We start from the raw sequence: 23,742 nt of genomic DNA on the forward strand, positions 1-23,742 counted from the left end.
GCCGAAAGCCGAAAGCGCCTTCAGCCCGCCGCCGCCGACGCGAATGCGTAGCCGTTCTTGCCGTTGCGCTTGACGGCGTACATCGTGTCGTCGGCGGCGGCGACGAGCCGCCAGTAGTCCGTCACGCGGTCCGGGAAGCTCGCAATGCCGACGCTCGCGCGCACGAGCGACAAGCCCATGCGCGCATCGGTTTCCGCGACGCACGCGATGATGCGCTGCGCGATCGCGGCAAGCTCCATGTCGCTCGAAAACTCCCGCACCAGCACCGCGAACTCGTCGCCGCCGATGCGCGCGACCACGTCGCTGTTGCGCACCGTCTGCCGGAAGCGCCGCGACACAGCGATCAGAAATTCATCGCCGATGCGGTGGCCGTGCGTATCGTTCACGCGCTTGAAGCCGTCGAGATCGACATACAGCACCGCGATGCGCCTCGCGTCCGCGCCGCCGCCCAGTCCCTCCGCCGATTCCTCCAGCGCCGCAAAGAGCCTGCGGCGATTGGGCAGTCCGGTCATCGCGTCATGCAGCGACGCATGCTCGAACTCGCTGGAAATGCCGACGAGCTGCCGGTTGCGCTTCGCATACATGCCGAGTGCCGTGATGAGCACGCCGAACACGATGGCCGACAGCGCGATCAGCGTATGCGACACGCTCACGATGCGCGTGCGCACGTCGCTGCTCGCGCGGTCGCGTTCGATGCGCCAGTAGGCATCGGCGGAATCGAGCGCGGCGCTCGCCTGGTCGATATCGGCTGCCGGCGACAGCGCGGCCGGCGGCAGCGTCGGCGCGGGCGTCGGGCTCGACGCGATCAGCGCATGGAGACTCGCGAGGCGCGCGGCGAATTCGATCCGCGCCTCGCGATACGCGGTGCGATGCGGCGCGTCGCCCGTCGATGCATCGCCGCGCAGCGCCAGCGCCGACGCGCGGGCAGTATCCGCGCGCTGCACGGCCTGCTGCACGAGTCCGACATATTCCTGCTGCAGTTGCGCCGAGAAGATCGCGCGCACCTGATACGCGAGAAAGAGCAGGCCGATCAGAAGGCACAGGAGCGCGGCGGCCGCGATCGGCGCGGGGCCGGGCACGCGCAGACGCCGCGCGTGGGCACGCGCCGCGCCAAGGGCGTTGGCCGCGCGCGCGGCCCATGTGTCCGTCGCCGACAGATAGGCGACGGCGTGATGCTCGCCGTCACGGACGGGAATATTCGTCTCGCTGGCCGGATGTGGCATTGCGTCGATAGCTCACTCGATGAAAGAACGCGCCCACGCGGGCAAAGAGTCCCGGCTCGGCTTTCCCGCGCGCCGCGCGGCGGCGGGCCGCCTGAGCGTTTTGCGCCGTGCGGACCGGCTGGGCCGCTGGCGATGACCGGCCCGGGCGGCTTGCCGCGACCTGCTGCGAGCGGGCGCGAGCCTGCGCGGCGGCATCGGGCGGAGCGTCGGCGGCCTGTGCGCCTGCAACGGGACCGAGACGCATCGTGTCGGGCGCATCGGCGGGCGGGTTGTCCGCGAGCGTCGTCGTATCGGCGCGGGCGGCTTGCGCGGTGACGGCGGTGGTCGTCGGCGCTTCGACGACACCCGACGAAAGCGTCTGCGAGGGCTGCGCGCTTCCGATCACGGGCTCGTCGATGCCGAGCGAGCGGCGCGCGCTCGTCATCGCTTCGGCGTAGACGCGCTGGTCGTGGTTGAACCACATGCTGTACGCGACGGTGCCGAGCACGCCGATGCCGAGCGCGCTCGCCGACGCCATCCAGAGCGCGAGCCGCCCGAAGCGCAGCGGCGCGCGCACGGAACCGGCGTCGTCGTCGTAGTCCAGCAGCGGATCGGGCGGACCGACAGGAACGGACGGATCGTTCGCGGGCGACAGGGCGTCCGCGAACGGCTCTTCGGGTAGCTCAGCGTGGTGAGGCATGACAGCGCTCTCCAGAACATATTCGTCGACGGCGGCGGGGCGTTTGCAAGAGCGCGCATCGCTTGCTGTCGCATGCTTGTCGCTTGCCTATCTCTTGCGTACCGCGCGGCCGCCGCAGGAAGCCGGATCAGGCGCCAGCCGAAAACGGCCGTGGGACCGTCTCGCTATGCGCGTCCATTCGAAGGAATGGCCAAACCGATGAATGTGCCGGCACAGCGGCCGGAAGCTGCAAGGCGCTCGGACTTCGCGCGCAACGCGGCTAGGGGGCCGACCGTGAGTGGCAATACTGTAACTCTCGCCGCCAGCCGGAAAAAGCTGCCGTGGCCGCGGCGATGGATGCTGCAAGACAATTTGGCACGCCGCCCGATGCAACGTTGGGCGCCACACAACGCTTGGGTCTCGCGATGGGCTGCCGTGCAAAACTCAGATACTACCCTAGCATCGAGCAGGCCAGCCGCCCGCCCGGACCATTCGTCAGATCAGTGATGCGGCGTTGGTTGCATCGCGCACATACATTCTTTGACGTTTATAGCAGAGCGCGCGGTGTTTAGCGCGCCGCGGACCGATGCACGGCGCAGCGGGCCGGATGGCCTGCTCACATCCGACATCCGGGAAGCGCGTGTCGCCGCGCGCCCAACAACTGAGACGCGCGCCGCTTCACTCGGTCGTGAACGAGGGCGGCGTTTGAGGCTGCGGCAGGCCGAAGCGTTCGAACTCGGAGATGACCTGCGCGCCGAAGAGCAGCAGCGTGGCGAGCGCTTCGAGGCTGAACAGGACGACGATCGACGTGGTGAGCGACCCGTAGACCACGCTCACCTGCGAGAGCGTCGCGAAATACCACACGAGGAAGTGCCGCGTGATTTCCCAGAGCAGCGCCGCCGTGATGCTGCCCAGCAGCGCGAGCCTGAGCGACGGCCGTCCGACCGGCATCACGAGATAGATGGACGTCAGCACGAAAATCTCGCCTGCCAAGCCGAGCAGATACAGCAGAAGCCGCGACGCGCCCTTGAGCGACACGGCGATGCCGAGCAGCTTCACGCTGTTGTCGCCCATCGCCTGAAGGCCGTTGGAGACGAGCGTGACGATCAGCATGCCGACGCCGAGAAACAGGATGTAGCAGTACGGCAGCAGCGCGGAGAGCAGAAAATGCCGCCGCCGGATGGCGACGCGATGCACGAAAATCACCGACATCGCGTTTTCGAGCACGGTGAAGGCGAGCGAGCTGAAGAAGATCATCGTCACGAGCAGCAGCCAGCCGATGACCGCGCGATGCGTCAGAAAATTGGCGAGTTCGCGCACGATCGCGCGCGCCTGCCCCGGCACGAGCCATTCCAGCAGATGCGCGAGCGTCTCCAGCAACTCCTGCTGGCCGACGAACTTCGACAGCACGATCACGATCAGGATCAGAAGCGGCACGATCGACAGCAGCGCGTAATACGCGACCGCGCCCGCGAGCAGCATGCCCTGATTGGCGCGGAAAGACTTGACCGTGCGCAGGAAGAAACCGAAGGGATCGCGCGCGACGCCCCGGATCTGAGGCCCGAGCACCGGGCCGAGAATCTTCGACATGGAACCTCCGCGACGCGCGTGCGTGCGGCAATGGCGCGACGGCCAGCCACATGCCCTGGAGAAAGGTTAGTCGCCGCGAAGCAACTTGTACGCCCGGCGCGCGGTCCGCTCCAGCGTCAGCTTGCGCGATGCGCCTTCGCGCGGCGCGCCGCGGCTTGCTGCGCTGCTTCTTCGAAGGCGATGTCGAGCAGTGTATCGACATCCCGCGCGGGCAGGTCGGCTACGTTGATGTTGCGCAGGCGGCAGAAGAGCGCGAGCGCTTCGGCGGCGGCGGCGAAGGCGTCGCTCAGATTGCGGGCGGGCAGGCGTTTTTTTCTCATGGCACACATATCGGCAAGCGTGCCGTTTTACTTTAATCTGTCTCCAACGGCTGACGCGAGCAAGACGCGGCGTGCAAAAAAAGCACGCCGACAGCGGGCCGTCGCGGCCGGGCCTGCGTTCGGCGTGGGTCCGGTCATTCGCCTGTAGATCGCGGCTTCTTTTGTCTGCCGAACATCGCGCGGGCCATTCATCACACGACGCCCCCGCGCTTCGGTCAAGGAGACGGTCATGCCCGCTTCTCACGTAGCCGATTCTTCCACGCTGCCGCCAGGCGCCGATGTCGAAGTCGTCAACGCGGACGAACGCCTCTACAACCACGACCTCGCGCCCGTGCCGCGCGCGCGGCGCACATGGACCGGCTACAGCATCTTCGCGATGTGGATGTCGGACGTGCACAGCGTCGGCGGCTACACCTTCGCGGCGAGTCTCTTTCTGCTGGGCATTTCGGGCTGGCAAGTGCTGCTCGCCATGACGATCGGCATTCTCGTCGTCTATGTGCTGATGAACTGGGTCGGCAAGCCGAGTCTCGTGCACGGCATTCCGTTTCCGGTGATGGCGCGCGTGTCGATGGGCGTGATGGGCGCGAATCTCGCCGCGCTGATTCGCGGCGTGGTCGGCATCGTGTGGTACGGCGTGCAGACCTATTTCGCGTCGAAGGCGGTGGCGACGCTGCTGCTGCTTTTCGTGCCATCGGCCGCCGCGCTGCGCGATACGAGCTTCCTGCGGCTCGACGCGCTCGGCTGGGTCAGCTTCCTCTTCATGTGGCTGCTGCAGCTCATCATCTTCCAGCGCGGCATGGAGATCATCCGCAAGTTCATCGACTTTTGCGGGCCGGCGGTGTACGTCGTGATGTTCTTCCTGATGGGCTGGATTCTCTATCGCGCGGGGCTCGGCAGTCTCGACCTGACGCTCTCGGGCAAAGTGCTTTCAGGCGACGAGCAACTGCACGCGATGGTCAACGCGATCCTCCTCGTCGTCAGCTACTTCGCCGCGCTGCTGCTCAACTTCGGCGACTTCTCGCGCTTTGCGAAGAGCGAGCGGCAGATGAAAGTCGGCAATTTCCTCGGGCTGCCGTTCAACTTCATTGCGTTCGCGATCATCACGGTCATCGTGACGGCGGGCAGCGAGAAGGTCTTCGGCACGATGATCATGGACCCGGTCGAGATCGTCTCGCGCATCGACAACAAGATCGCGGTGGCGATCGGCAGCATCACGTTCATCGTCGCGACGATGGGCATCAATATCGTCGCGAACTTCGTTTCGCCGGCGTATGACATCGCCAATCTCTTTCCGAAGCACGTCGACTTCAAGAAGGGCGGGCTGATCGCGTCGATTCTCGCGGTGGTCGTGTGTCCGTGGATCTTCGTCGACAGCCCGAAGGCGATCACCATTTTCGTGTCGGTGTTCGGCGCCGTGCTCGCGCCGCTGTACGGCGTGATGATCGCCGACTATTACCTCGTCAAGCACCAGCAAGTGAACGCCGCCGAGCTCTACACCATGCAGCCCGGCTCGCGCTTCTATTACGACGGCGGCTGGAACAAGGTCGGGCTCGCGGCGCTCGTCGTGGCGGGCGTGATCTCGGTCGGCTGGGAACTCTCGACGCAACTGCTCAAGATTCTTCCCGCCAACAATCTGGGCTGGCTCATCGGCGCGGCGGCGGGCGCGTTGCTCTACGTCATGATGATGCGTCTCGCGCGGCGCACGTAGGCGCTGTCTCGAGTCTTCATTTCAGCCAGCGGCGCGCGTCCTGCTCCCACTCGGGCTGGCCGCAGTTGGGCGGATTCTCGGGGCCGAGCACGGTGATGTAGCCCTGCGTCTTCATGCACGCTTCGTAAGCGCGGACCTGCGTGCATCGGCCCGGGCCGGCTTTGCGGGAAGCGGCCTTGCAGCCGTCCATCGCGCGGTCCATGCCGCTGAAGTCGGCGTCGACGGATTCGGTGGCGGGCGGCGGATTCGCGCTCGCCGAGAATTCGACGGGACCGGTGCAAGACGCCAGCGCGAGCGTGGCCGATGCAAGCAGGATGCGGGCGGGGCGATGGCTCATCGTGCGGGTCTCCTTTCTCGTGGCGCGCGCAGGCAATGATGCACCGTGTCTCGCCCGCGCGCTCTTTTTTATCGCGTCTGGCGCGGCGGTTCAACTTGAGACGATCGAGCAGCCGAACGAGACGCTGCCGCATTCGCGCCGCGCCCGCGCGCCACTAAGCTCTCTTCAACGACGACGAACGCATCCGCGTTGGTCCGGTTTCCGAAAGGAATGGAGAAGGCTCATGAACAACGACGAATCCGCAAATCGCCGCGCCCCGATGCCGGTGGCGTTCTTCGGCATAGCCGTGGGCGCGCTCGCGCTCGCAGGCGCGTGGCGTGCCGCCGCGCAGGTGTGGCGCATTCCGCAGCAGCTTCCGGCGCTCCTGACGGCGCTCGCGCTCGTCGTGTGGATCGCGCTTCTCGTCGCCTACGCGCACAAGTGGCTCACGCAGCGCGACGACGCGCTTGGCGAGTTGCGGCATCCGGTGCAATCGTCGTTCGCGGCGCTCATTCCCGTCTCGACGATGCTCGCCGCGCAAGCCGTGCAGACGTACTCGCGCGACGCCGCGATCGCGCTCTACGTCGCGGGCGTCGCGAGTCAGCTTGCGCTCGGCGCCTATCTGCACGGACGCTTCTGGCAAGGCGGCCGCAATCCCGAACTGACGACGCCCGCCGTCTATCTGCCGACGGTCGCGCCCAGCTTCGTCGCGGGCACCGCTGCGGCGGGCCTCGGCTGGACACAACTCGGCGCGCTTTTCTTCGGCGCGGGCGTGTTTTCGTGGCTCGCGATCGAATCCATCGTTCTGCATCGCGCGGCAGTGCACGAGCCGCTTCCCGAAGCGCTGCGCCCGAGCCTCGGCATCCAGCTCGCGCCGCCGGTGGTGGGCGGTGTGTCGTATCTCGCGATCACGCATGGCGTGCCCGATCTCTTCGCCTATATGCTGCTCGGCTACGGGCTGTATCAGGCGATCATGCTCGCGCGCCTCGTTCCGTGGATTCGCCAGCGCGCGTTCTCGCCTTCGTACTGGGCGTTCAGCTTCGGCGTGGGCGCGCTGCCGACGATGGCCATCCGCATGCTCGAGCGCGGCGCGCAGGGTCCGGTGGAGTGGATCGCGCCGGCGGCGTTCGTCGCGGCGAACGCGATCATCGCGATGCTCGTCTTCGGGACGCTCAAGGCGGCAGCGAGCGGCCAGCTGATGCCGGTCGTCCCGAACCGGACGAAGGCAGCTTGAATGTGGGCGCGCCGTGAGCCGTTCGCTTCTTCGATCGAATCCGCATCGGGCAGCGACGCGCTCACGCGCGCTGTTCCGCCAGCGTCCCTTCGACGAACTCCTTCAGGAACGCGAGCCACGTCTTGATCTTCGCGTCGAGATACTGGCGCGACGCGTACATCGCGTAGATCGTCATGGTTTGCAGTTCCCACTCCGGCAGCACGCGCACGAGTTCGCCGCTTCTGATGGACGGCAGCGCGGAGAGCGCGGGCAGCGGCGCGATGCCGAGACCATCGGCGACCGCGACGGCGAGCGCATCGGCCGAGTTCACGCGCAGGCGGCCCGGCGGAAGATCGATTTCGACGTTCCCGTTCGGGCCTTCGAACGCCCAGCGGTCCACCGGAAAGAACGTCGTGACGAGTTGCAGACACGTATGTTCGGACAACGCCTCGATGCTTTGCGGCACGCCGTGGCGCTCCAGATAGCGCGGCGACGCGCACAGAATGCTCGGCATCGTGCAGATGCGCGTGGAGACGAGCGCCGAGTCGGGCAGCGCGGAGGTCGTCACCTGCACAAAGACGTCGTAGCCTTCGTCGAGCATGTCGGGGACGTTCTGCGACAGCGTGAGTTCGACGCGCACTTGCGGATGCGCGTCCAGATAGCGGGTGAGCGCGGGCACCACGTAGTGATGCCCGAACGTGATCGGCGCGTGCATGCGCAGCACGCCGCTCGGTGAGATTTTCGCGTCGCTCGCCTCCGCCTCGGATTCGTCGACGAGCGCGATCACCTGCTTGCAGCGCGCGAGGTATCGGTTGCCGGCGTCCGTCAGCGCGACGCGCCGTGTCGTGCGATTCAGAAGCCGCGTGCGCAAATGCGTTTCGAGATCGGTGACGGCACGCGACGCCTGCGCCGTCGTGATGTCGAGTTGCTGCGCCGCCAGCGTGAAGCTCGACGCTTCCGCCACGCGCGAGAAGATCCGCATGCTCCGCAACAAGTCCATTCGCCCGCTTTCCTATTTTGACGAAGCCCGCACTATCCCATGTGCGCCTCCGTACCCGCAACCGGCGCGCCACCCTGCGAAGGGGCGCGCGAGCGGGGCGCGCGGAGGGCCGGGCGTTCGTTTCAGCGTTCACATCTGTTACAGGCGTTGTAACGCAAGCGCGGACGGGCGTGCTTAACATGTCCTCATGGCCGCGATGCGCTTGTTTCGGCCGAACCAAGATTGTTTCGCCAGAGGAGCACATGAAGATCAAGAGTGTCATCGGAGTGGGATTGGCCGCATGCGCGGGGCTTGCATGCGAGGCGGCGCTGGCAGGCGTGAGCGTCGGGGTCAATCTCGGCGTGCCCGTGTACGCCGCGCCGCAGCCGGTGTATGCAGCGCCCGCGCCGGTCTACGCCGAGCCGCCGCCACCGCCGCCGCCCGTCGTGTATCAGCCCGCGCCGCCGCCGCCGGTCGTGTATCAGCAGGCGCCGGTCGTCGTGGCGCCCGCGCCGGCCATCGCGATCGGCTGGTACGGCGACCGCTACTGGGACGGTTATCGCTACTGGGATCGCCGCGACTGGTACGCGCATCACGGCGGCTATGGTCATCGTCACTGGTAACGCGGTGCATCACGGGGAGCGGTTCTCATGAAAGCACGAACGCAAACGACACGCACCGGGCGCCGGGCGAAGGTATCGCGCTGGCTGGTTCTGCCAGTCACGCTGGCTATCGCGGCTACGCTCACCGGCTGCGTCTATGCGCCGCCTTACGGCTATGCGCCCGCTCCGGCCTACGGGTACGCGCCGGCTCCAGCCTACGGCTATGCGTATGGACCGGGGTATTACGCGGCGCCGTCGGTGTCCGTGGGCGTCGGCTTCGGCGGCTACGGGCATTGGCACGGGCGTTGAGTCGTCCGGGGAGCAAACGCGGCGGCGGGTGAACGCCCGCCGCCGTGAAAGCGGCCTCGCGCTTCGGCCACTGGAACGGCCGTTGCTGCGCTCTTCGGAACTTCCTGGAGATACGCATATGGCCGAGCACAGCGTAACCGAACAGGCAGCCGATGCGCGCTGCGAATCTTTCGTCCTTGGGGCGAACGGCTGGGTGCCGAACAATGCCCGCTTGCCGGTGCTTCTCTGGCACGGCGCGATCGACCCTCAGGGAAGCGACTGCGGCAGCCGCTTCGAGGCGCTTTTCGCTCAGAACGGCTGGCCGCCGCAATGGCGCGACAGCGTCTTCGACTATCACCATTTCCATTCGACGGCGCATGAAGTGCTCGGCGTAGCGTCGGGTGAAGCGGAGCTCATCATCGGCGGACCCAAGGGGCGCGTGATCGCCGTGCGCGCCGGCGATGCAATCCTGTTGCCCGCGGGCACGGGTCATTGCCTCCTTACGAGCGGCCGGCGCTTTCAGGTGATCGGCGCGTATCCGCCTAACCAGCAATGGGACATCCGGCGCGATGCGCTTACCGACGACGAGCGCCGCGCGATGGAAGCGCTGCCGTTCCCGAAGAGCGACCCCGTCGGCGGCGAAGACGGACCGCTCACGCGATTGTGGCGCTGACGGCGCCGCCTGGCGCGATGACGTTATTGCTTCGCCGCCTGCGCGCGGCGCGCACGCAGGCTCGGCAGGCGCTTCACGGCGCCCGTGGCGAGCGCGGTTCCGGCTAGCACGACCGCGCACGCCGCCGCCATCCCCACGGATACACGCTCCGACAGGAACATCGCGCCCCACAGGATGCCGAAAATCGGAATTACGAAGGTCACGGTGATTGCCCGCGCCGGTCCCGCCACCGCGATCAAGTGAAAGAACAGCATGTACGCGACGCCCGTGCACGCGACGCCCAGCCCTAGCACCGCGCCCCACGCGTTGAACGACACCGGTCCCGCAGGCCAGGCGACGAGCGCGAAAGGCAGCAGCACGAGGGTCGCGGCGCTCATCGTGCCGGCCGCGACCGTCAGCGAATCGACGCCCATCAGATGCCGCTTCGTGTAGCTCGCGGCGATGCCGTAGCAGAGCGTCGCGAGAAGCGCGGCGAGCGCCGCGAGCGCGGTGGCCGCCGGCGTGATGTGCGATGCGAGCGCGCTCGCGTCGTGCGCGAACATCTGATCCCAGACGAGCGCCAGCACGCCCGCGAAACCGATCGCGAGGCCCGCGACGCGCAGCCGGTTCAACCGGTCGCCGAGCCACAGGAACGCGACGAGCGCGCCCCAGAGCGGCGTCGTCGCGTTGATGACGGACGTGACGCCCGCCGACAGCGTCAGTTCGGCATACGCGAATAGACAGAACGGCGCCGCCGAATTGAACACACCGACGACGAGCAGCGGCCACGCGCGCTCGCGCATCGTCGAAAACGCCCGACGCGCCGAGCCGCGCAAGACCAGCACGATTAGCAGAAACAACGCGCCGATCCCCACGCGCAGCGCCATGAGCGGGGCCACGCCGAGATCGCTCACGCCGACGCGGATGAACAGAAACGAGCCGCCCCATAGCGCGGCGAGCAGCAGCAGTTGAGCCAGATTGACGGGGTTCATGGCCGGTATCGAGAAAGAGTCGGGAGGAAAGTCATCGTATCGGCGCGCACGCGCGCAATGCTTCGGCGCGGCATGAAACGAACGATGCGGCCTCAACGGGACTTCCCTGACGGAAAAACATCGTAGGCGCGCGGACGGCAACGCGGCAAACGAGCAATTCTCACCGGTATGTGAAAGAAATTGCGATATGCCGAATGGCCGATGCTTGCGCAATGCTCCGCGATGCCATACATGGTTGCAATCCGCCGAAAGGCCTAGTCCGAACGGCCGAGTTGCCGGCGTCGCGCTTCGGTGCGAGTCTTGCGTATGGAACGTGGCAGCGACGAGTGGACTGTCATCAACGGAGCGAAAGGGAGAACGCGATGAACAACGCGATGAACAACGCAAACGGGAACGCGTCCGCATCGAATGCGGGCGACGCATCGGGCAGGGCAACGGCGCCGGGCGGCGAGCCGCCGCTGTCGCGCAGCGCCGTGACGAGCGCGATGGAAGCCGCGCTCGGACCGGGGATGGAGCACGGCAACGAGGGCAATGCCGTGCCGCTTGCGCCCGGCGCGGCGCACAAGCCCCCGCAGAACGCCCAAAGCACGCGCGGCACGCAGAACGCGCCGTATCCGGCGCCCTACCACGCACACGGCAGCGCGCTGGAGGGCGGCGACAGCCCGGCCGTGCTCGCGCAGCCGGCGTCCGCTGCCGCCGAAGGGCAGGGCAGCCGCTTTCACCCGGACCGCGTATCGACGGGCAAGCGCGCGAAGCGCGTGATGGCGGGCGCGCAGGATGTCGCCGTGGCGCGCTACCGGCGCGTGAGCGAGGGCACCGATGACTTCGTGCACGACAACCCGTGGAAGTCCATCGCGCTTGCGGCGATCGGCGGGCTGATCGTGGGCTTGCTCGTGTCGCGTTGATCGGTGAACAAGGCGCGGTGTTCAACCAGCAAGGCACGCGTTCGCCGCGCTAGACCGACGGCTGCAGTTCGCATGCGCGGTTTCTTGGATGCGCCGCGCCAGGCGTTATCCGTCGATGTCGTCGAACTTCGGCTTTGTCGACGGCACGATCACGCGCGGCGTCGCGCTGTCGAAAAATGGGGGCAAGCTGACGCAATCGAAACTCGCTGCCCGGCGCAGATGCGCTTCGCGACGCCCGCGCGCAGTATCCGGCTGAACAGTCAGCGATCGCCTTCGCGCAATGCGCTTTCGAGTTTATGTGGGTGGATTTGGGAAAGCACTTCAACGCACGAAAAGCGGCTCGGCGTCGACACCGGACGCCGCTCTTTGCAAGCGCGCGCCAGCGTCGACTGCCCAGTGTCAGGCGGTTTTCTTGAAGTCGTTCGTTTCCAGTTCGACCGATTGACCGCCATTGCGCTCGAGCGCACGGCGCGCGGCTTCCTCGATTTGCAGGCGTCCTCCCTCGAACGCGCTCAGAATGGCGTGCGACGACGTGCCGGTGTTGCCGAAGTGGTCATTCAGCGCATCGAGCGAAACGCTGCACCAGACTTCGCGTCCGTCCACGGTGGACTCGAATGCGACACGCGCTGCCGCAACCACATGACGTCGCCCGCTGAACTCTATCGTCATCCTGATTACCTCCAGTTATTCGTTTGAGAAACGCTGACCGCGACGGTTGCGGCGAAGGCGCGGGCCGCCTCGAAGCGGCGGGCGCTGTCGTCTGCATCATACGCCGCGCGGCGCGTCCGGGCGACGTTGCAACGCCTATGCCCGCCGCGCGCGACCGTGACGTATCAGCCGCAGCACAGACAGCCGCCGCGGTGCCGCATGCCGTAACTGCCGGCGTCCTCCGCCATCGCGGGCGCGCCTGCGCCGCTGCCGACGGACGGCGCACCGATCGTCACGCGCTGGGCCGTCGCGCCGCACGCGGGACAGGCGGCCGGATCGTCGCGCTCAGCGATGCGGCGCACTGCTTCGAACGCGCCGCATTCGGCGCACGCGTAGTCGTAGACAGGCATGGTTGGGTCGAGAGGAGGTGGACCTAAGAGCGTAGCAAGGCGCGTTCCGGTACGCGCGGAGGACTCGTGCGAAGCGCTTGGCACCGCCATTGCTATAGTGGGGGAGCTATCACACCGCCAAAGGAGGCCTCAATGAAACGCAATGCAGTTCTGCTCACCGCGCTGGCATCGGCGCTCTTCGCCGCTGCGCCGGCAGTCGCGCTCGCGCAGACGCAGGCGGCCAGCACCACGATGGCCAACGACTTGCCCTCGCCCGACAAGGAATTCGTGCAGGCGGCATCGATGTCCAGCTCCACCGAAATCGACGCCAGCAAGCTCGCGACCAAGCAATCGCAGGACAAGGATGTGAAGAATTTCGCACATCACATGATGGTCGATCACACCAAGCTCACCATGCAGCTCAAGATGGCGGCGCCGCATGGCGTGGCCGTGCCGAAGGACAATTCGGACACCGCCGTGCTGGACTCGCTCAAGGGCTTGCAGGGCAAGGAGTTCGACACCGCCTATATCCAGAAGGTCGGCCTACAGGGACACCAGCAAGCGGTCGAGGCGTTCCAGAAGGAAGCGCAGGGCGGCCAGAACGCGGACCTGAAGAAGGCCGCTCAGAAGGCCTTGCCGACCATCCAGCAGCACTTGAAGATGGCGCAGGATCTCGCCGCGAAGAAGGGCGTGCAGTAGGGCGTCCAGTAAGCGCCGGCAGTGAATGGCAAGCGGCGCGCGCATCGCGTAGCGCCGCTTGCGGACGGCTTGTTATCGCGTGCCGCTCCTCAGCAGGCGTTCGCGCGCCTGCGGGATGGACTCGAACGCGCCCGCGCCTTCGTCGAAAACGGACACCTTGCCGTGCCCGATGTCGTACACCCAGCCCTGCACCTGCAACTGATTCAGCGCGAGGCGTCCCGCCACGGCGGGGTGCGTGCGCAGATGCGTGAGTTGCAGACGGATGTTCTCCTCGACCATCGCCTGCACGACGCGGGCTTCCTCCAGCTTTCTCGCCGTCACGACGCTGCGCGCGGCTTCGGCATTGCGCAGCCATGCGTGGACCGTCGGCATTTCATCGGCGATGGTCGCGCCTGAGGCGAGTCCTTTCATTGCGCCGCAGTCCGAGTGGCCGCAAATCACGATCTGCCGCACGTTGAGCGCGAGCACCGCGAATTCGACCACCGCCGACACGCCGCCCAGCATCTCGCCATAGGCCGGCACGATATTGCCGATGTTGCGGCACACGAACAGCTCGCCGGGACGCGTCTGCGTGATCATCTCCGGCGATACGCGCGAATCCGCGCAGGTGATGAAAAGCGTGTGCGGCGCCTGTTGGTGCGCGAGACTTTTGAAGAGTTGTTCGCTCTCGGGAAAGACGAAGCGGCTGAAATCTTCGGCGCCTTGCAGCAGGTAAAGCAGATCGGAGCCTTCGCGTTCTCCGTTCGTCGTGGATTTGTCGGACATGGGACCTCTCGATTCGCAGATCGGCGCGCGCTGCTGCGCCGCCAACCGAGAGCTTGCGGGGTTTTCCGACGAACCGCAAGCGGCATGCGAGAAGCGCGCGCATGTCGAGGAGACGACACGCGCGCTCGGAACGGCGCCTCACGTCGCGGCAATAGCGTCAGGTCGCGTCGAAACCGGCTGCCGGCTCGACCGGATGCACGGCATCGGTCGGAACCGCGGCCGCGTGGCGGCGCAATCGGTTGATCGCGGACAGCCCCATCGACAGGCCGGGATCGAGATAGTGAATGACGAGACTGCGCCGCTCGCCCTGCGTCACGTCGAGATTGCAGTGCTGCATCAGAAAGCCGTTGAACACGTAGACGCTGCCCGGAAGTCCGCGAATGCGCGAGCAGAGTCCGCGTTCCAGATGCCGTTGCGTGCGTGCCGCGCGCAGCGGAAAAGGCAGCCCGCGTTCGCCCCACTGCACGCTCTTGCGCAGCAGGTTGTCGTGAGGCCGCGGCACGCCGCGCGGCTTCGAGTACACGATGAGATCGCCGCTCTTGTCTTCATCCTTCGCGGTCTGCAACACGATGACGAGCGTGAGCACGTGCGAATCGAAGTGGCGGCAATGGCTGCCCACGGTCGATGTGCTGCTGCCGACTCTCAGCCCGAACCACGGCCCCACCGTTCCGCTCACGTTCATCGTCGAGCGCAGCCAGTCGGACGCGGCGCGCACGGCCTCTTTTTCCAGCTCCCTGAATGCGGGAATGTCGCGCAAGGTGTGCACGACGTCCTTTGCACTGCCAAAGAACTGCTTGTGATCCGATGAGGCCGCATAAGCGGCATCGAGCATGTGATTGATCGACGACAGCGTCGTCTGCGGCACCATCGATTCGAACACGGCGAGGTGGCCTTTCGATGCCCGCGTCAACGCGGCACGGTCTTGTGCGTTCATATGCGCTCTTTGAGATGACGTAGTGGATATACGGCGATTCTTTTGCGGCGCGAGATGCATCGGCGGCCTGCTCGACGAGCCTGGTCGCGAGTCATCCCTGTGATGACGCTCGGGCGCTCATGTGGAATTGCGCGGTGCAGGCGCTACGCGCGCAGTTTGCCGTGCGGGGACAAAGAGGGCGTTGCGATATGACGCCCGTGCCGTGGTCGACGCGCTGGTCCTGGTCTCGCTCATGGCGAATCTCTTCGAGTTGTTCGAATCGTTGGAGCCTTTCGATGCGCTCTCGCGCCGCGCCGATCCCCATCGGCTCATGCGGTGCGATTATTTTTTCCGGCACATTGGTAGGCAATCCTATAGGTAGCGATTCGCCTGCTATGTGCGAAGCCGCACGACATTGCGGGGCGCGGAGTCCGCGTACAAACCCGTAGCGGTACGACCATAACCGCGCTTATGTGCGCTTGCGCGCGCTGCAAACGTTTCGGGCCGTGGCGTATCGCGTGCTCGTTGCGCTAATCGAAGGGACGTCGCCTCGTCTATGCGCGCAAGCCGACATAGCAAACGTGAATGGACACGAACGCGCACCATCAGCGTGCGACTGCGCACGGTTCGTCGATCGGCGCGCCGGTAACTTTTCGGCAAACGGGGGCGAACCTGGCCAGGTTCGTTGCAATACCAACCAAGCGTGCAACAACAAAAGGGGATCGCCGGTTGTCCGCAACCGAAGATCACCCGGCGACATGCGACGGTGAATCAATGGACAGGGCATCGAACAGGGCATCGCTGGAAGACAAGCTGTGGGTCGCGAGCTTCCTCGCCGCAGTGGGAAGCGACGTGCTCTCGGGCGTCGTGCGTTACTACACGTCGATGATCGGCGTGCCGCAAGCCGCCTATCTCCCGAAGGTGCTGATGCTCGCGTGGGTGCTGCTTGCGCTGACGCGGCGTCCGCGTGCGAGCCACGCGCTCATTGCGCTCTACTTGCTCGCCGAGTCGTTCGTATCGCTGTCGCACGGCGTGGTGCCGCAGGCCGTCGCGTTCTGGATGTGGACCGTCACGCCGATGCTCTTCGCGCTCACCGCGACCCCGCACGCACTCGCGCTTCTGAACGGACGCGCGGCGACCGCGGGCTTCGTCGCGCTCGCGGCGCTCTGCGGTATCGGCATTCTCGCGAACAGCATGATGACGCTGCCGTGGGTCGGCGCAAGCGTGTCGGTCGGCGGGCATAACGTGCGGGTCGCGGTGTCGTCGTATGTGGGCATCGCTTCGCGGCTCTCCGGCTTCGGGCGCGACAGCGCATCGACCGGTCTCATGGCGGGTCTCCTGACGACGTGGCTGCTCACCCGCACCGACAGGCGCTGGTTGCAGTGCGCGCTGCTCGCGGCGGCAGGCGCGGCGATCCACGCCACCACCAACAAGACGGCGCCCGTCGCGCTCGCGCTCGTGGTCGTCGCGCACTGCCTCTTTTCCACGATGACGATGAAACGCGCATGCCTTTGGACGACCGCTTTCGCCATTGGCTTTCCGCTCGCTTCGTTCATCGCGGCATCCGCGTTCAATCTTTCCGGCACCGGCTACATGACGCTCGCGTCGTTCCAGGACCGTATGTTCAACACCTGGCCGATCCTGATGGAAGGACTGCTGAAGAATGGCCGCATCTGGCTCGGGCTCGGGCCGGGCGGGTTCGGGTCCGCATCCACGTATTACGAGAACGCGTTCGGCTTCAACGTCGCGTATGCGGACAACACCCTGCTTTACGCGCTCGCGAGCTTCGGCGTGTTCGGCGCGGTGGCGCTCGTCGGCTTCTTCGTGCGTCTCATGTTGAAGGCGCAGCCCGAAGACCGGCCGTCCTGGGCGATGATGCTTTATCTGCTTTTCGGCTGCGCGACGACCGATATCTGCGAGTCGATCGGCTGCCTGCTGTTCCTCGGCGTCACCATCGCGTATCTGCGTCAGGGCGCGCTCTCGATGGAGCCTGCGCCGTGGCGCATGCCGATGCGCTTCGCGCCGGCTGGCTGGCGGCCGCGCATGCCTGCGGCGCATGGGCTGTCGGCCGTTCACCACGACGCGATGCTCGAAGCGCCGCATGACGCGCTCGGGAGACTCTGACATGATGCGCTTCCACGACGGCCTCGCGCGGCGCCTCACGGCAGCGGCGCTCCTTGCGATGTGCGCGGCGATGCTGCCCGCATCGGCGACGCCGAATCTCGCGCTCGACGGCTCGCCGGCTTCGCTCGAACGCGCCTATGTCGCGCTGCCTGCGTTCGCATCGGCGCGGGCGAACACGGGCGTCGCGATTCATCAGATCGCCGATAGCAAGCTCCTCGATGCGGTGAAGGACGCGGGCTTCTCCTTCGTGCGCACGGATCTTTTCTGGGAAGCGGTGCAGGCGCCGGATGGCTGGCACTTCGGCGAGTTCGACGGCCTCGTGAACAGTCTGAAGGCGCGCGGCCTCGGCGCGCTTTTCATTCTCGGCTACAAGCATTACGCGTACAGCCCGGATCAGCCGCCGACTTCCGCGCCGCAACTGGCCGCGTTTCGCACGTATGCGTATCAGGCCGCCTACCGCTATCGCGATGCGCCGGTGCGCTTCGAAGTCTGGAACGAAGAAGATCACAAGGACTACTGGCTCGCGCCGCCATCGCCCGCCGCGTATCGCGCGCTGCTCGAGACGGCCGTGAAAGCGGTGCGCGCGGCGAACCCGGACGTGATCGTCGCGACCGGTGGCGTACAGCAGGTCGATCGCGACTTCATTCGCGCCGTGGGCGACATCAGCACGACGCAGAACGGGCCGGATGCCGTGAGCGTGCATCCGTATCGGCAAGAGGAACCGGAGACCGTCCTCGACGACTATCGCGCGCTGCGTGCCGATCTTTCCACGTATGCGAAGCGCCCGCAGGTGTGGGCGACGGAGTGGTCGTATCCGAGCGTCGCCTATCGCTATGTGAAGGACATCGGCGACGGCCATTCGCCCGAAGCGCGCGCGCGGCAGGCGAAGTACGCCGTGCGTCTGCTGCTGATGAACTGGATCGCGCAAGTGGGACTCACGTCTTATTACGACATGCGCGACGACGGCACGGACCCGAAGGAGATGGAACATAACTTCGGTCTGCTCGATGCGCAAAACGGCAAGCTGCCCGCATACAACGCGGTGAAGCATCTCTTCGCGTTCACGGCCGATGCCAAGAACGCGCGGTACTTCATCGACGAAGCGGACAAGTACATCGTGCTCAAGCTCGACGATGCGCACGCGACGAAGTACGTCGTCTGGTGCTATGGCGCGGGCAATGTCATCAATCTCGATGTGTCGCGCCTGCCTTCGGGCGCGGTCATCTCCGACCTTTACGGCGCACGGCAAAGCGCTCGCAATCTGTTGGCGGTGACGGAATCGCAGGGGCCGGTGTTCATCACAGTGGGTTCGTGAACAAGGTAGTAGTACGAATGAGATTCAGGCGGTGCGTGCGAGGGAACGCGCCGTCGCGGCAATGCAATTGACGTCCTTGGTTTTCACCTTCTTCGTTAGGGATATAACATGCTTTCATATAACATGCGCCCCGCCATGACGCCAGTTACGCAACGCGGCGACGGGCTGCTCGATCTCTGGCGCAGCGTAGTGCGTCACAAGACGCTGCTTGGCGCAGTCACCGGTACGTGCTGCGCGGCAGGCGTGGTCTACGTGCTGCTCGCGACGCCGCAATATCGCGCCGAAGCGCTTCTGCGCGTGCAAAGCAAGGCGGGCACGTCGATCAGCGCGCTGTCCGACGTATCCGGCTCGATGGCCGCCGACGCCTCCGCCAACGACGAGAGCGACGTGCTCACATCGCGCTCGGTCGTGAGCGCGGCGATCGCGCAGACGGGCGCCGATGTCGTCGTCGAGACGAAGAGCCACTTTCCGCTGATCGGCAGCTATCTCGCGTCGCGCCATGCAAGCGACAACGAACTCGCGCCCGCGCTGTTCGATCTAGATCAGTATGCGTGGGGCGGCGAGCGCCTGAAGCCGGGCGTCTTCACGGTGCCGGAAGCGGCGTACAAGGCGAAGTTCCACGTCGTCGCTGGGGAAGCGGGGCGCTGGACGCTCTACGACAAGGACGATCATCAGCTCGCGCAGGGGCGCGTCGGCGAGACAGTATCGTTCGAGGTGCCGACGGCGGACGGGCAGGCGCCCGGCGAACTGCGCATCGACACGTTGCGCGCCCGCTCGGGCGTCACGTTCGAACTGCGCAAGTACTCGCAGCAGATGACTTTCGACAATGTCATCGCGCGGCTGCGCACGTCGATTCCGCCGCGGGAATCGTCGCTGCGCGATCCGTCGCTCATCCATCTGAGCTATCAGGCCGAATCGCCGCTGCTCGCACAGGCGATGGTCAACGCGATCATCAAGACGTATCAGGAGCGCGATGTCGAACGCCGCGCCGCGCAGGCGCAGACGAGCCTCGACTTCCTGAAGAAGCGCCTGCCCGCGCTCAAGCGTGATCTGGAAACCGCCGAGAGCCGCCTCAACGCGTTCCGCACGCAGACCGGCACCGTCGACATGGCGCAGCAGAACACGGCGCTCATCACGCGCATGAGCCACCTCGAGGAACAGCAGACGACGCTGCAACTCGCGCTCGATGCCGCGCAGCATCGCTATCGGCCCGACAACGAGAACTATCAGAGCGCGCTCACGCAACTGAACCAGGTGAAGCACGAGATTGCCGAGGCGTCGAAGATCGCGTCGAACCTGCCGACCGTGCAACGGCAGTATGTCGAGCTAGCGCGCGATGTCGCCGTGACCACGCAGCTCTATACGAGCGTGCTCACCAATGCGCAGCAGCTCGAAGTCGCGGCCGCCAGTACGCCGCCGGGCGTCGCGGTGGTGGACTGGGCCGTCGCGCCGGAGAAGCAGTCGTGGCCGCGCGCGTGGATCGTGCTGCTCGGCTCCATTTTCGGCGGCTTGTTCGTGAGCACGGTGTCGATCTATCTGATTGCGATGAATCGCCGTGAACTTCGGAGTCCGGAAGAAATCGACCAGTTCTCGCAGTTGCCGCGTCTTGCCGTGATTGCGCGTTCGTCGGCGCAGCTTCGACAGGATGCGCGCGCGCTCACGCATAACGCCGCGCCCGCCAAGCTGCTCGCGATGACGAGCCCGACCGATCCGAGCATCGAGGCGCTGCGCTCCTTGCGCAACAGCGTGCGCGCGATGTTGAGCGGCATGCCCGTCGCAATGGGTCATCCGGGCCTGAGCGGAATGAACCCGCTCAATCCGATGAACGCGATGTCCTTCGGCGGGACGACGAGCGTGATGAATCCCGGCTATATCGCGAACGCGAACCAGCCGGGCGGCAAGGTGATTCTCTTCACCGGCCCGACGCAGGGTGTCGGCAAGAGCTTCGTGTCGTCGAACTTTGCGCATCTGCTCGCCGAAACGCGCGCGTCCGTGATCCTGATCGACGCCGACATGCGGCAGGGCCGCCTGCGTCATCTCGTCGATGGCCGCGTGGGTCCGGGGCTCGCGGAAGTGCTGGAAGGCTCGGCCCGCGTCGATGAAGCGATCGTATCGCTCGGCGACGGCCTCTCGATGATCGACGCGGGCGCCTTCTATCCGGAGAATCCCGCCGAACTGCTCGGCCGGCCCGCGTTCCAGGACATGCTGACGATGCTTCGCGACATCTACGACTACGTGGTGATCGATTCGCCGCCGGTGCTGCCGGTGAGCGACGCGCTCTCGATCGCGATGCAGAACTGCGACCTCGTGCTGCTCGTATCGCGCGCGGATCGCACGGGCGCGCGTCAACTGGAAGAAACGTTGCGGCGGCTGGAGAACGTCGGCGCGAAGGTCGGCGGGCACGTCTTCAACGGCTTTGCGCCGGGCCGCTACGGCGCGCGCGAGGAGTACGGCTTCAAGACGGTTGCGCGCTGACGGATAGGGCGCTGGCCTGGCGAGCGTCGGTGCCGAGCACTCGTTGCAAGGCGCCGACGACTTCGCCCCAGCCGCCCAGCTCGCGCGCCCGCACGAGCCGCATGCCGGGATACCAGGGCGTCGTCGTGGCTTCGCGTTCGTAACGCCATTCGGCCACCTGGTTCAGGAACATGCAGGTGCGCTTGCCGAGCGCGCCCGCGATATGACTCAGGCCGCCGTCGTTGCCGACGAACGCATCGAGCCGGTCGATGAGCGCGGCGGCCTCGCTGAAGGACATGTCGGCGTCCACGGTCGTGAAGCGGTTGAGGTCGGCGGAGCGCGGATCGTTCAGCCAGCGTTGACGTTCGGCGCCGCGCTGCATGATGACCCAGTAGACATCGCTTGCGCTGTCGAGAAGCGGATCGAGTTCCGGCAGGCACAGGCTTCGGCCCGCGAAGTTGTTGGCCGACTCGCACGACGACCAGAACACGCCGACGCAGCGCCGGCCGCGCGCGCGATGCCAGATGCGGTCGACGAGGGCATCGACGCTGGAAGGATCGGCCGGTTCGATATAACGGTGCGACGGCGCATAGCCGAGCACCGGAAAAAGCGACGTGAAGAGACTGAACGGATCGGTCCACATTTCGCCTTCGCCGGACGGCGAAACGAAGCCAGCGGCGTGCATCGCGCGCGCCATGTCGGCCTGTTCCGACTCCGGCATCGCGACACGAAAGAGGTCGGCGTCGTAGTCGACGTGCACGCCCATGCCCTGCAGCGCGCCGATGTAGCGCGCCCAGTTCGCGAGGTCGCCGTAGCCCGACGCAACGAGGCGCACCGTCATGCGGGCGGGCAGGGCGCGCTGGCCCGTCCAGTAGCCCGCACGGTCGATATCGGGATACAGCACGCGCCGCGCGTCGTCGGACGACCAGTACCGATGCATCGCCTCGACGCCTTGCGCGATGCCGTCGCGCCGCATCCGGCTGCGCGCCTGATGATGCCCGAGCACATAGGCCGAATGCTCGTCGAGGCCGTCGGGGGCGAGCTGGAGCACGCGGTCGTCTTCGCCCAGATAGTGCCAGCCGTAGACGCGCCACAGATAGGCCGCGATCGGCGCGGTGGACGGCTTTTGCGCGAAGCTTTCGATGCCCGCGAGCGCGACTTCGCGCAAGCCGAGGTGCGCGCAGGCGTCGGCGAGACAGTGAATCTGAAACGCGAAGGAATCCGACTGGCGCGTGAGCATGAAACAAATGTCGAGCGCCTGTAGAAACTGGCCGGCGCGCAAGTGCGTTACCGCGCGCCAGTGCCAGTGTTCCGCCGAATTGCCGTCCGCGGCGCGGCGTTCGTCCAGAAAACGGAAGCATTCGTCGAGGTCGCCGGCGTAGAGCTTGGCGTGAAGGTCGTTGTAGTGCTGAATCATGCTGTCGGGCGCAGAAAAGGGTGTCCGCAAGCGGTTTGGCCGAACGCGGCGGAATGAGCACGGGACTATGCACGCCGCGGCGGAAAGTTTCGCTATCTCGATGAATCGTCAAAGAAATTTGACGATTCTGTTTCGCCGCTCGAGGCAAGTATAGGTGGCGGGCGGCGTTTCGCCGATAACACGCCGCGACGCAGCGGCGCGCGAATTAGTAAATGACCGAATCCGGCAGAATTTGGCGAAAGCGGTCCGCAGCGCGTATCAATTCGGATATTTTCGGCGACACGACCGGGCAATTGCGATTGAAAAGAGATTCGAAGACGTGAATCAGGTCGGGCATTTCATCGGTTTTGCTCGCGATACCGATTCCCGTTATGGAGGTCATAGCGTCGAGAACCACGGGGTCCGTGACTGTCGTATAGAGCAATAACGGCAAAGCAGGGAATCGGTTCCTGAATTCGACGAGCGAATCGGTGTTTCCCAAATCGAGGTCTTTCTGAACGAATGCGGGATCGAGAATCAGCAAATGCGGCGCGCGATGCTCCAGACGGTCGTTTAGCTCGATATTGCACGATGCTAATTCCAGAGAACCCGGTAACACACTGCCGCCGAACAGGATCTTCAGACCGAATGCGTGCATCGGAGTCGTATCGGCGATAAGCAACTGCTGCGTAAGAGCCTTTCGTTTCATTCTCGTCCCTGATTAAGCGTTAAAAGATGTGCAGCGCGGTGACGAGGATATCCGATCGATTCAAAGTGCACATCGATATTTTTCGATATTTTGATCGATTAGATATGATTCGTCGGCTTTACAATGACCATGTTTTGCGGCAAATAATCGGTATAACAGCTTTCGCGCAATGAGCCGGAGCGATTTAATCCTGAATGACAATAAAGCGGCGCATTTTGCTTGCGCTTTTGACAGCGAATCCGGTGCGGCTTTGAAAGGGCGCGGGATTCAATTGCGATGCGGCGTTTTCCAGCATTCGCACATTGCCCGCGCTTAGGGAATCAACGCTTCGCGTCGCGCGCGTCGCTGTCTTCATCGGGCGGCACGCCCGCAGGACTGGGCGGATCGCGCAAATCCGCGCCTTCTTGCGGACGATGCGGCGGATTTTTCGGTTGCGCCGGTCCGAGGTCGGTCAAGCCATCGGAATCGACAGGATTCTCGGGCGGATTGCCTGAGGCGTTCGAGACTCCAGACATAGGTGCTCCTCGTGAGGTTATCAGCGGGATTGCCGGACGAACGGCAAGCAACGGGTGTTCCGCCGCAGGCATCGTCCGTGCTGAATGTCGTTGCGCTCGCAGCGCATCGTCGGGCGCCGACGCTTTCTTCACTCACCGATGGGAGTCCACCATGTCGATCCCGCAGAACGAGCCTGGCACCGATGTCGTCGATAACGAAAAGGCGGCGCAGACCGCGCCCGAGGAAAGTCCGGAGAGCGATTTGCCGCTCACCGAAGCCGACGATGGCAATACGCGCACGCCGGACGAGTCCGGTCAGCAAGGAGGCTGAGTCGATGACGCGGCTGGCGCGTGTCCGCCAGCCTTCATCCAGCGTTCATTAAGCGCATA

At 65.4% G+C, this 23,742-nt stretch carries 25 protein-coding genes; 11 read left to right on the forward strand and 14 right to left on the reverse strand.

The window, feature by feature from the left end:
- Nucleotides 1-20 precede the first annotated feature (20 nt).
- The 4 genes from LDZ27_RS07085 to LDZ27_RS07100 form a co-directional block, all read right to left on the reverse strand.
- Nucleotides 21-1,085 (reverse strand): GGDEF domain-containing protein, encoded by a 1,065-nt coding sequence (locus LDZ27_RS07085; protein ID WP_244816066.1) that lies wholly within the window; start codon nt 1,083-1,085, stop codon nt 21-23.
- Nucleotides 1,086-1,182: 97 nt separating this feature from the next.
- Entirely contained in the window at nt 1,183-1,902 is a 720-nt protein-coding gene (locus LDZ27_RS07090; RefSeq protein WP_244815970.1) for a hypothetical protein, read from the reverse strand.
- Between the two features lie 657 nt (nt 1,903-2,559).
- Nucleotides 2,560-3,471 carry a YihY/virulence factor BrkB family protein gene (locus tag LDZ27_RS07095; RefSeq protein ID WP_244815971.1) on the reverse strand — a complete coding sequence of 304 codons (912 nt, stop codon included), beginning with the start codon at nt 3,469-3,471 and terminating at the stop codon, nt 2,560-2,562.
- A 116-nt stretch (nt 3,472-3,587) separates the two neighbouring features.
- Nucleotides 3,588-3,791 carry a hypothetical protein gene (locus LDZ27_RS07100; RefSeq protein WP_244815972.1) on the reverse strand — a complete coding sequence of 68 codons (204 nt, stop codon included), beginning with the start codon at nt 3,789-3,791 and terminating at the stop codon, nt 3,588-3,590.
- Nucleotides 3,792-4,020: 229 nt separating this feature from the next.
- On the opposite strand from LDZ27_RS07100, the gene LDZ27_RS07105 reads away from it, so the two are divergent.
- Nucleotides 4,021-5,499 carry an NCS1 family nucleobase:cation symporter-1 gene (locus tag LDZ27_RS07105; RefSeq protein WP_244815973.1) on the forward strand — a complete coding sequence of 493 codons (1,479 nt, stop codon included), beginning with the start codon at nt 4,021-4,023 and terminating at the stop codon, nt 5,497-5,499.
- Between the two features lie 16 nt (nt 5,500-5,515).
- Here the strand turns inward: LDZ27_RS07105 and LDZ27_RS07110 are convergent, their stop codons facing one another.
- Nucleotides 5,516-5,836 carry a hypothetical protein gene (locus LDZ27_RS07110; protein WP_244815974.1) on the reverse strand — a complete coding sequence of 107 codons (321 nt, stop codon included), beginning with the start codon at nt 5,834-5,836 and terminating at the stop codon, nt 5,516-5,518.
- 223 nt (nt 5,837-6,059) lie between these two features.
- Here LDZ27_RS07110 and tehA point away from each other — a divergent pair, with 223 nt between their 5' ends.
- Nucleotides 6,060-7,049 (forward strand): dicarboxylate transporter/tellurite-resistance protein TehA, encoded by a 990-nt coding sequence (tehA, locus tag LDZ27_RS07115; protein ID WP_244815975.1) that lies wholly within the window; start codon nt 6,060-6,062, stop codon nt 7,047-7,049.
- A 61-nt stretch (nt 7,050-7,110) separates the two neighbouring features.
- Here tehA and LDZ27_RS07120 read toward each other — a convergent pair whose 3' ends face one another.
- Nucleotides 7,111-8,028 (reverse strand): LysR family transcriptional regulator, encoded by a 918-nt coding sequence (locus LDZ27_RS07120; RefSeq protein ID WP_244815976.1) that lies wholly within the window; start codon nt 8,026-8,028, stop codon nt 7,111-7,113.
- A gap of 248 nt (nt 8,029-8,276) precedes the next feature.
- Here LDZ27_RS07120 and LDZ27_RS07125 point away from each other — a divergent pair, with 248 nt between their 5' ends.
- From LDZ27_RS07125 to LDZ27_RS07135, 3 genes are all read left to right on the forward strand, one after another.
- A complete protein-coding gene (locus tag LDZ27_RS07125; protein WP_244816067.1) occupies nt 8,277-8,630 on the forward strand; it encodes a hypothetical protein in 354 nt (117 codons plus the stop codon).
- A gap of 27 nt (nt 8,631-8,657) precedes the next feature.
- Nucleotides 8,658-8,918 carry a hypothetical protein gene (locus tag LDZ27_RS07130; RefSeq protein ID WP_244815977.1) on the forward strand — a complete coding sequence of 87 codons (261 nt, stop codon included), beginning with the start codon at nt 8,658-8,660 and terminating at the stop codon, nt 8,916-8,918.
- A gap of 118 nt (nt 8,919-9,036) precedes the next feature.
- Nucleotides 9,037-9,570, forward strand: coding sequence for a cupin domain-containing protein (locus LDZ27_RS07135; protein ID WP_244815978.1), 534 nt, complete (start codon nt 9,037-9,039; stop codon nt 9,568-9,570).
- Nucleotides 9,571-9,593: 23 nt separating this feature from the next.
- On the opposite strand, the gene LDZ27_RS07140 is transcribed toward LDZ27_RS07135, so the two are convergent.
- Complete coding sequence (locus tag LDZ27_RS07140) at nt 9,594-10,541, reverse strand: DMT family transporter (RefSeq protein ID WP_244815979.1); 948 nt, start codon at nt 10,539-10,541, stop codon at nt 9,594-9,596.
- A gap of 362 nt (nt 10,542-10,903) precedes the next feature.
- Here LDZ27_RS07140 and LDZ27_RS07145 point away from each other — a divergent pair, with 362 nt between their 5' ends.
- Nucleotides 10,904-11,446 carry a YqjD family protein gene (locus LDZ27_RS07145; RefSeq protein WP_244815980.1) on the forward strand — a complete coding sequence of 181 codons (543 nt, stop codon included), beginning with the start codon at nt 10,904-10,906 and terminating at the stop codon, nt 11,444-11,446.
- Between the two features lie 399 nt (nt 11,447-11,845).
- Here LDZ27_RS07145 and LDZ27_RS07150 read toward each other — a convergent pair whose 3' ends face one another.
- Both LDZ27_RS07150 and LDZ27_RS07155 read right to left on the reverse strand, forming a co-directional pair.
- Nucleotides 11,846-12,115 (reverse strand): DUF1488 domain-containing protein, encoded by a 270-nt coding sequence (locus tag LDZ27_RS07150; RefSeq protein ID WP_244815981.1) that lies wholly within the window; start codon nt 12,113-12,115, stop codon nt 11,846-11,848.
- Nucleotides 12,116-12,279: 164 nt separating this feature from the next.
- Nucleotides 12,280-12,504 carry a zinc ribbon domain-containing protein gene (locus LDZ27_RS07155; protein WP_244815982.1) on the reverse strand — a complete coding sequence of 75 codons (225 nt, stop codon included), beginning with the start codon at nt 12,502-12,504 and terminating at the stop codon, nt 12,280-12,282.
- A 132-nt stretch (nt 12,505-12,636) separates the two neighbouring features.
- On the opposite strand from LDZ27_RS07155, the gene LDZ27_RS07160 reads away from it, so the two are divergent.
- A complete protein-coding gene (locus tag LDZ27_RS07160; RefSeq protein ID WP_244815983.1) occupies nt 12,637-13,182 on the forward strand; it encodes a DUF4142 domain-containing protein in 546 nt (181 codons plus the stop codon).
- Between the two features lie 72 nt (nt 13,183-13,254).
- Here LDZ27_RS07160 and LDZ27_RS07165 read toward each other — a convergent pair whose 3' ends face one another.
- Both LDZ27_RS07165 and LDZ27_RS07170 read right to left on the reverse strand, forming a co-directional pair.
- Nucleotides 13,255-13,947, reverse strand: coding sequence for a carbonic anhydrase (locus LDZ27_RS07165; protein ID WP_244815984.1), 693 nt, complete (start codon nt 13,945-13,947; stop codon nt 13,255-13,257).
- 157 nt (nt 13,948-14,104) lie between these two features.
- Nucleotides 14,105-14,881, reverse strand: coding sequence for a hypothetical protein (locus LDZ27_RS07170; RefSeq protein WP_244815985.1), 777 nt, complete (start codon nt 14,879-14,881; stop codon nt 14,105-14,107).
- 753 nt (nt 14,882-15,634) lie between these two features.
- Between LDZ27_RS07170 and LDZ27_RS07175 the strand changes: the two genes are divergently transcribed.
- The 3 genes from LDZ27_RS07175 to LDZ27_RS07185 all read left to right on the forward strand — a co-directional run bounded on the left by LDZ27_RS07175 (nt 15,635) and on the right by LDZ27_RS07185 (nt 20,774).
- Nucleotides 15,635-16,984 (forward strand): hypothetical protein, encoded by a 1,350-nt coding sequence (locus LDZ27_RS07175; protein WP_244815986.1) that lies wholly within the window; start codon nt 15,635-15,637, stop codon nt 16,982-16,984.
- Between the two features lies 1 nt (nt 16,985).
- Nucleotides 16,986-18,299, forward strand: coding sequence for a cellulase family glycosylhydrolase (locus LDZ27_RS07180; RefSeq protein WP_370653377.1), 1,314 nt, complete (start codon nt 16,986-16,988; stop codon nt 18,297-18,299).
- 135 nt (nt 18,300-18,434) lie between these two features.
- Complete coding sequence (locus LDZ27_RS07185) at nt 18,435-20,774, forward strand: polysaccharide biosynthesis tyrosine autokinase (RefSeq protein ID WP_244815987.1); 2,340 nt, start codon at nt 18,435-18,437, stop codon at nt 20,772-20,774.
- Here LDZ27_RS07185 and LDZ27_RS07190 read toward each other — a convergent pair.
- The 3 genes from LDZ27_RS07190 to LDZ27_RS07200 form a co-directional block, all read right to left on the reverse strand.
- A complete protein-coding gene (locus LDZ27_RS07190) occupies nt 20,755-22,170 on the reverse strand; it encodes a glycosyltransferase family 9 protein (protein WP_244815988.1) in 1,416 nt (471 codons plus the stop codon). The two genes, LDZ27_RS07185 and LDZ27_RS07190, sit on opposite strands and share 20 nt — an antisense overlap.
- Before the next feature lie 205 nt (nt 22,171-22,375).
- Nucleotides 22,376-22,858 (reverse strand): hypothetical protein, encoded by a 483-nt coding sequence (locus LDZ27_RS07195; RefSeq protein ID WP_244815989.1) that lies wholly within the window; start codon nt 22,856-22,858, stop codon nt 22,376-22,378.
- 320 nt (nt 22,859-23,178) lie between these two features.
- Complete coding sequence (locus LDZ27_RS07200) at nt 23,179-23,373, reverse strand: hypothetical protein (protein ID WP_244815990.1); 195 nt, start codon at nt 23,371-23,373, stop codon at nt 23,179-23,181.
- A 151-nt stretch (nt 23,374-23,524) separates the two neighbouring features.
- On the opposite strand from LDZ27_RS07200, the gene LDZ27_RS07205 reads away from it, so the two are divergent.
- Nucleotides 23,525-23,683 carry a hypothetical protein gene (locus tag LDZ27_RS07205; RefSeq protein WP_244815991.1) on the forward strand — a complete coding sequence of 53 codons (159 nt, stop codon included), beginning with the start codon at nt 23,525-23,527 and terminating at the stop codon, nt 23,681-23,683.
- Nucleotides 23,684-23,742: the final 59 nt, after the last annotated feature.

Source organism: Caballeronia sp. Lep1P3 (assembly GCF_022879595.1).
Lineage (GTDB): Bacteria > Pseudomonadota > Gammaproteobacteria > Burkholderiales > Burkholderiaceae > Caballeronia.

Excerpts from the sequence above, each read along its gene's own strand:
- LDZ27_RS07090 (WP_244815970.1), bottom strand. The coding sequence starts at position 1,902 with ATGCCTCACCACGCTGAGCTACCCGAAGAGCCGTTCGCGGACGCCCTG.
- LDZ27_RS07095 (WP_244815971.1), bottom strand. The coding sequence starts at position 3,471 with ATGTCGAAGATTCTCGGCCCGGTGCTCGGGCCTCAGATCCGGGGCGTC.
- LDZ27_RS07100 (WP_244815972.1), bottom strand. The coding sequence starts at position 3,791 with ATGAGAAAAAAACGCCTGCCCGCCCGCAATCTGAGCGACGCCTTCGCC.
- LDZ27_RS07105 (WP_244815973.1), top strand. The coding sequence starts at position 4,021 with ATGCCCGCTTCTCACGTAGCCGATTCTTCCACGCTGCCGCCAGGCGCC.
- LDZ27_RS07110 (WP_244815974.1), bottom strand. The coding sequence starts at position 5,836 with ATGAGCCATCGCCCCGCCCGCATCCTGCTTGCATCGGCCACGCTCGCG.
- tehA (WP_244815975.1), top strand. The coding sequence starts at position 6,060 with ATGAACAACGACGAATCCGCAAATCGCCGCGCCCCGATGCCGGTGGCG.
- LDZ27_RS07120 (WP_244815976.1), bottom strand. The coding sequence starts at position 8,028 with ATGGACTTGTTGCGGAGCATGCGGATCTTCTCGCGCGTGGCGGAAGCG.
- LDZ27_RS07130 (WP_244815977.1), top strand. The coding sequence starts at position 8,658 with ATGAAAGCACGAACGCAAACGACACGCACCGGGCGCCGGGCGAAGGTA.
- LDZ27_RS07135 (WP_244815978.1), top strand. The coding sequence starts at position 9,037 with ATGGCCGAGCACAGCGTAACCGAACAGGCAGCCGATGCGCGCTGCGAA.
- LDZ27_RS07140 (WP_244815979.1), bottom strand. The coding sequence starts at position 10,541 with ATGAACCCCGTCAATCTGGCTCAACTGCTGCTGCTCGCCGCGCTATGG.
- LDZ27_RS07145 (WP_244815980.1), top strand. The coding sequence starts at position 10,904 with ATGAACAACGCGATGAACAACGCAAACGGGAACGCGTCCGCATCGAAT.
- LDZ27_RS07150 (WP_244815981.1), bottom strand. The coding sequence starts at position 12,115 with ATGACGATAGAGTTCAGCGGGCGACGTCATGTGGTTGCGGCAGCGCGT.
- LDZ27_RS07155 (WP_244815982.1), bottom strand. The coding sequence starts at position 12,504 with ATGCCTGTCTACGACTACGCGTGCGCCGAATGCGGCGCGTTCGAAGCA.
- LDZ27_RS07160 (WP_244815983.1), top strand. The coding sequence starts at position 12,637 with ATGAAACGCAATGCAGTTCTGCTCACCGCGCTGGCATCGGCGCTCTTC.
- LDZ27_RS07165 (WP_244815984.1), bottom strand. The coding sequence starts at position 13,947 with ATGTCCGACAAATCCACGACGAACGGAGAACGCGAAGGCTCCGATCTG.
- LDZ27_RS07170 (WP_244815985.1), bottom strand. The coding sequence starts at position 14,881 with ATGAACGCACAAGACCGTGCCGCGTTGACGCGGGCATCGAAAGGCCAC.
- LDZ27_RS07175 (WP_244815986.1), top strand. The coding sequence starts at position 15,635 with ATGGACAGGGCATCGAACAGGGCATCGCTGGAAGACAAGCTGTGGGTC.
- LDZ27_RS07180 (WP_370653377.1), top strand. The coding sequence starts at position 16,986 with ATGATGCGCTTCCACGACGGCCTCGCGCGGCGCCTCACGGCAGCGGCG.
- LDZ27_RS07185 (WP_244815987.1), top strand. The coding sequence starts at position 18,435 with ATGACGCCAGTTACGCAACGCGGCGACGGGCTGCTCGATCTCTGGCGC.
- LDZ27_RS07190 (WP_244815988.1), bottom strand. The coding sequence starts at position 22,170 with ATGATTCAGCACTACAACGACCTTCACGCCAAGCTCTACGCCGGCGAC.
- LDZ27_RS07195 (WP_244815989.1), bottom strand. The coding sequence starts at position 22,858 with ATGAAACGAAAGGCTCTTACGCAGCAGTTGCTTATCGCCGATACGACT.
- LDZ27_RS07200 (WP_244815990.1), bottom strand. The coding sequence starts at position 23,373 with ATGTCTGGAGTCTCGAACGCCTCAGGCAATCCGCCCGAGAATCCTGTC.
- LDZ27_RS07205 (WP_244815991.1), top strand. The coding sequence starts at position 23,525 with ATGTCGATCCCGCAGAACGAGCCTGGCACCGATGTCGTCGATAACGAA.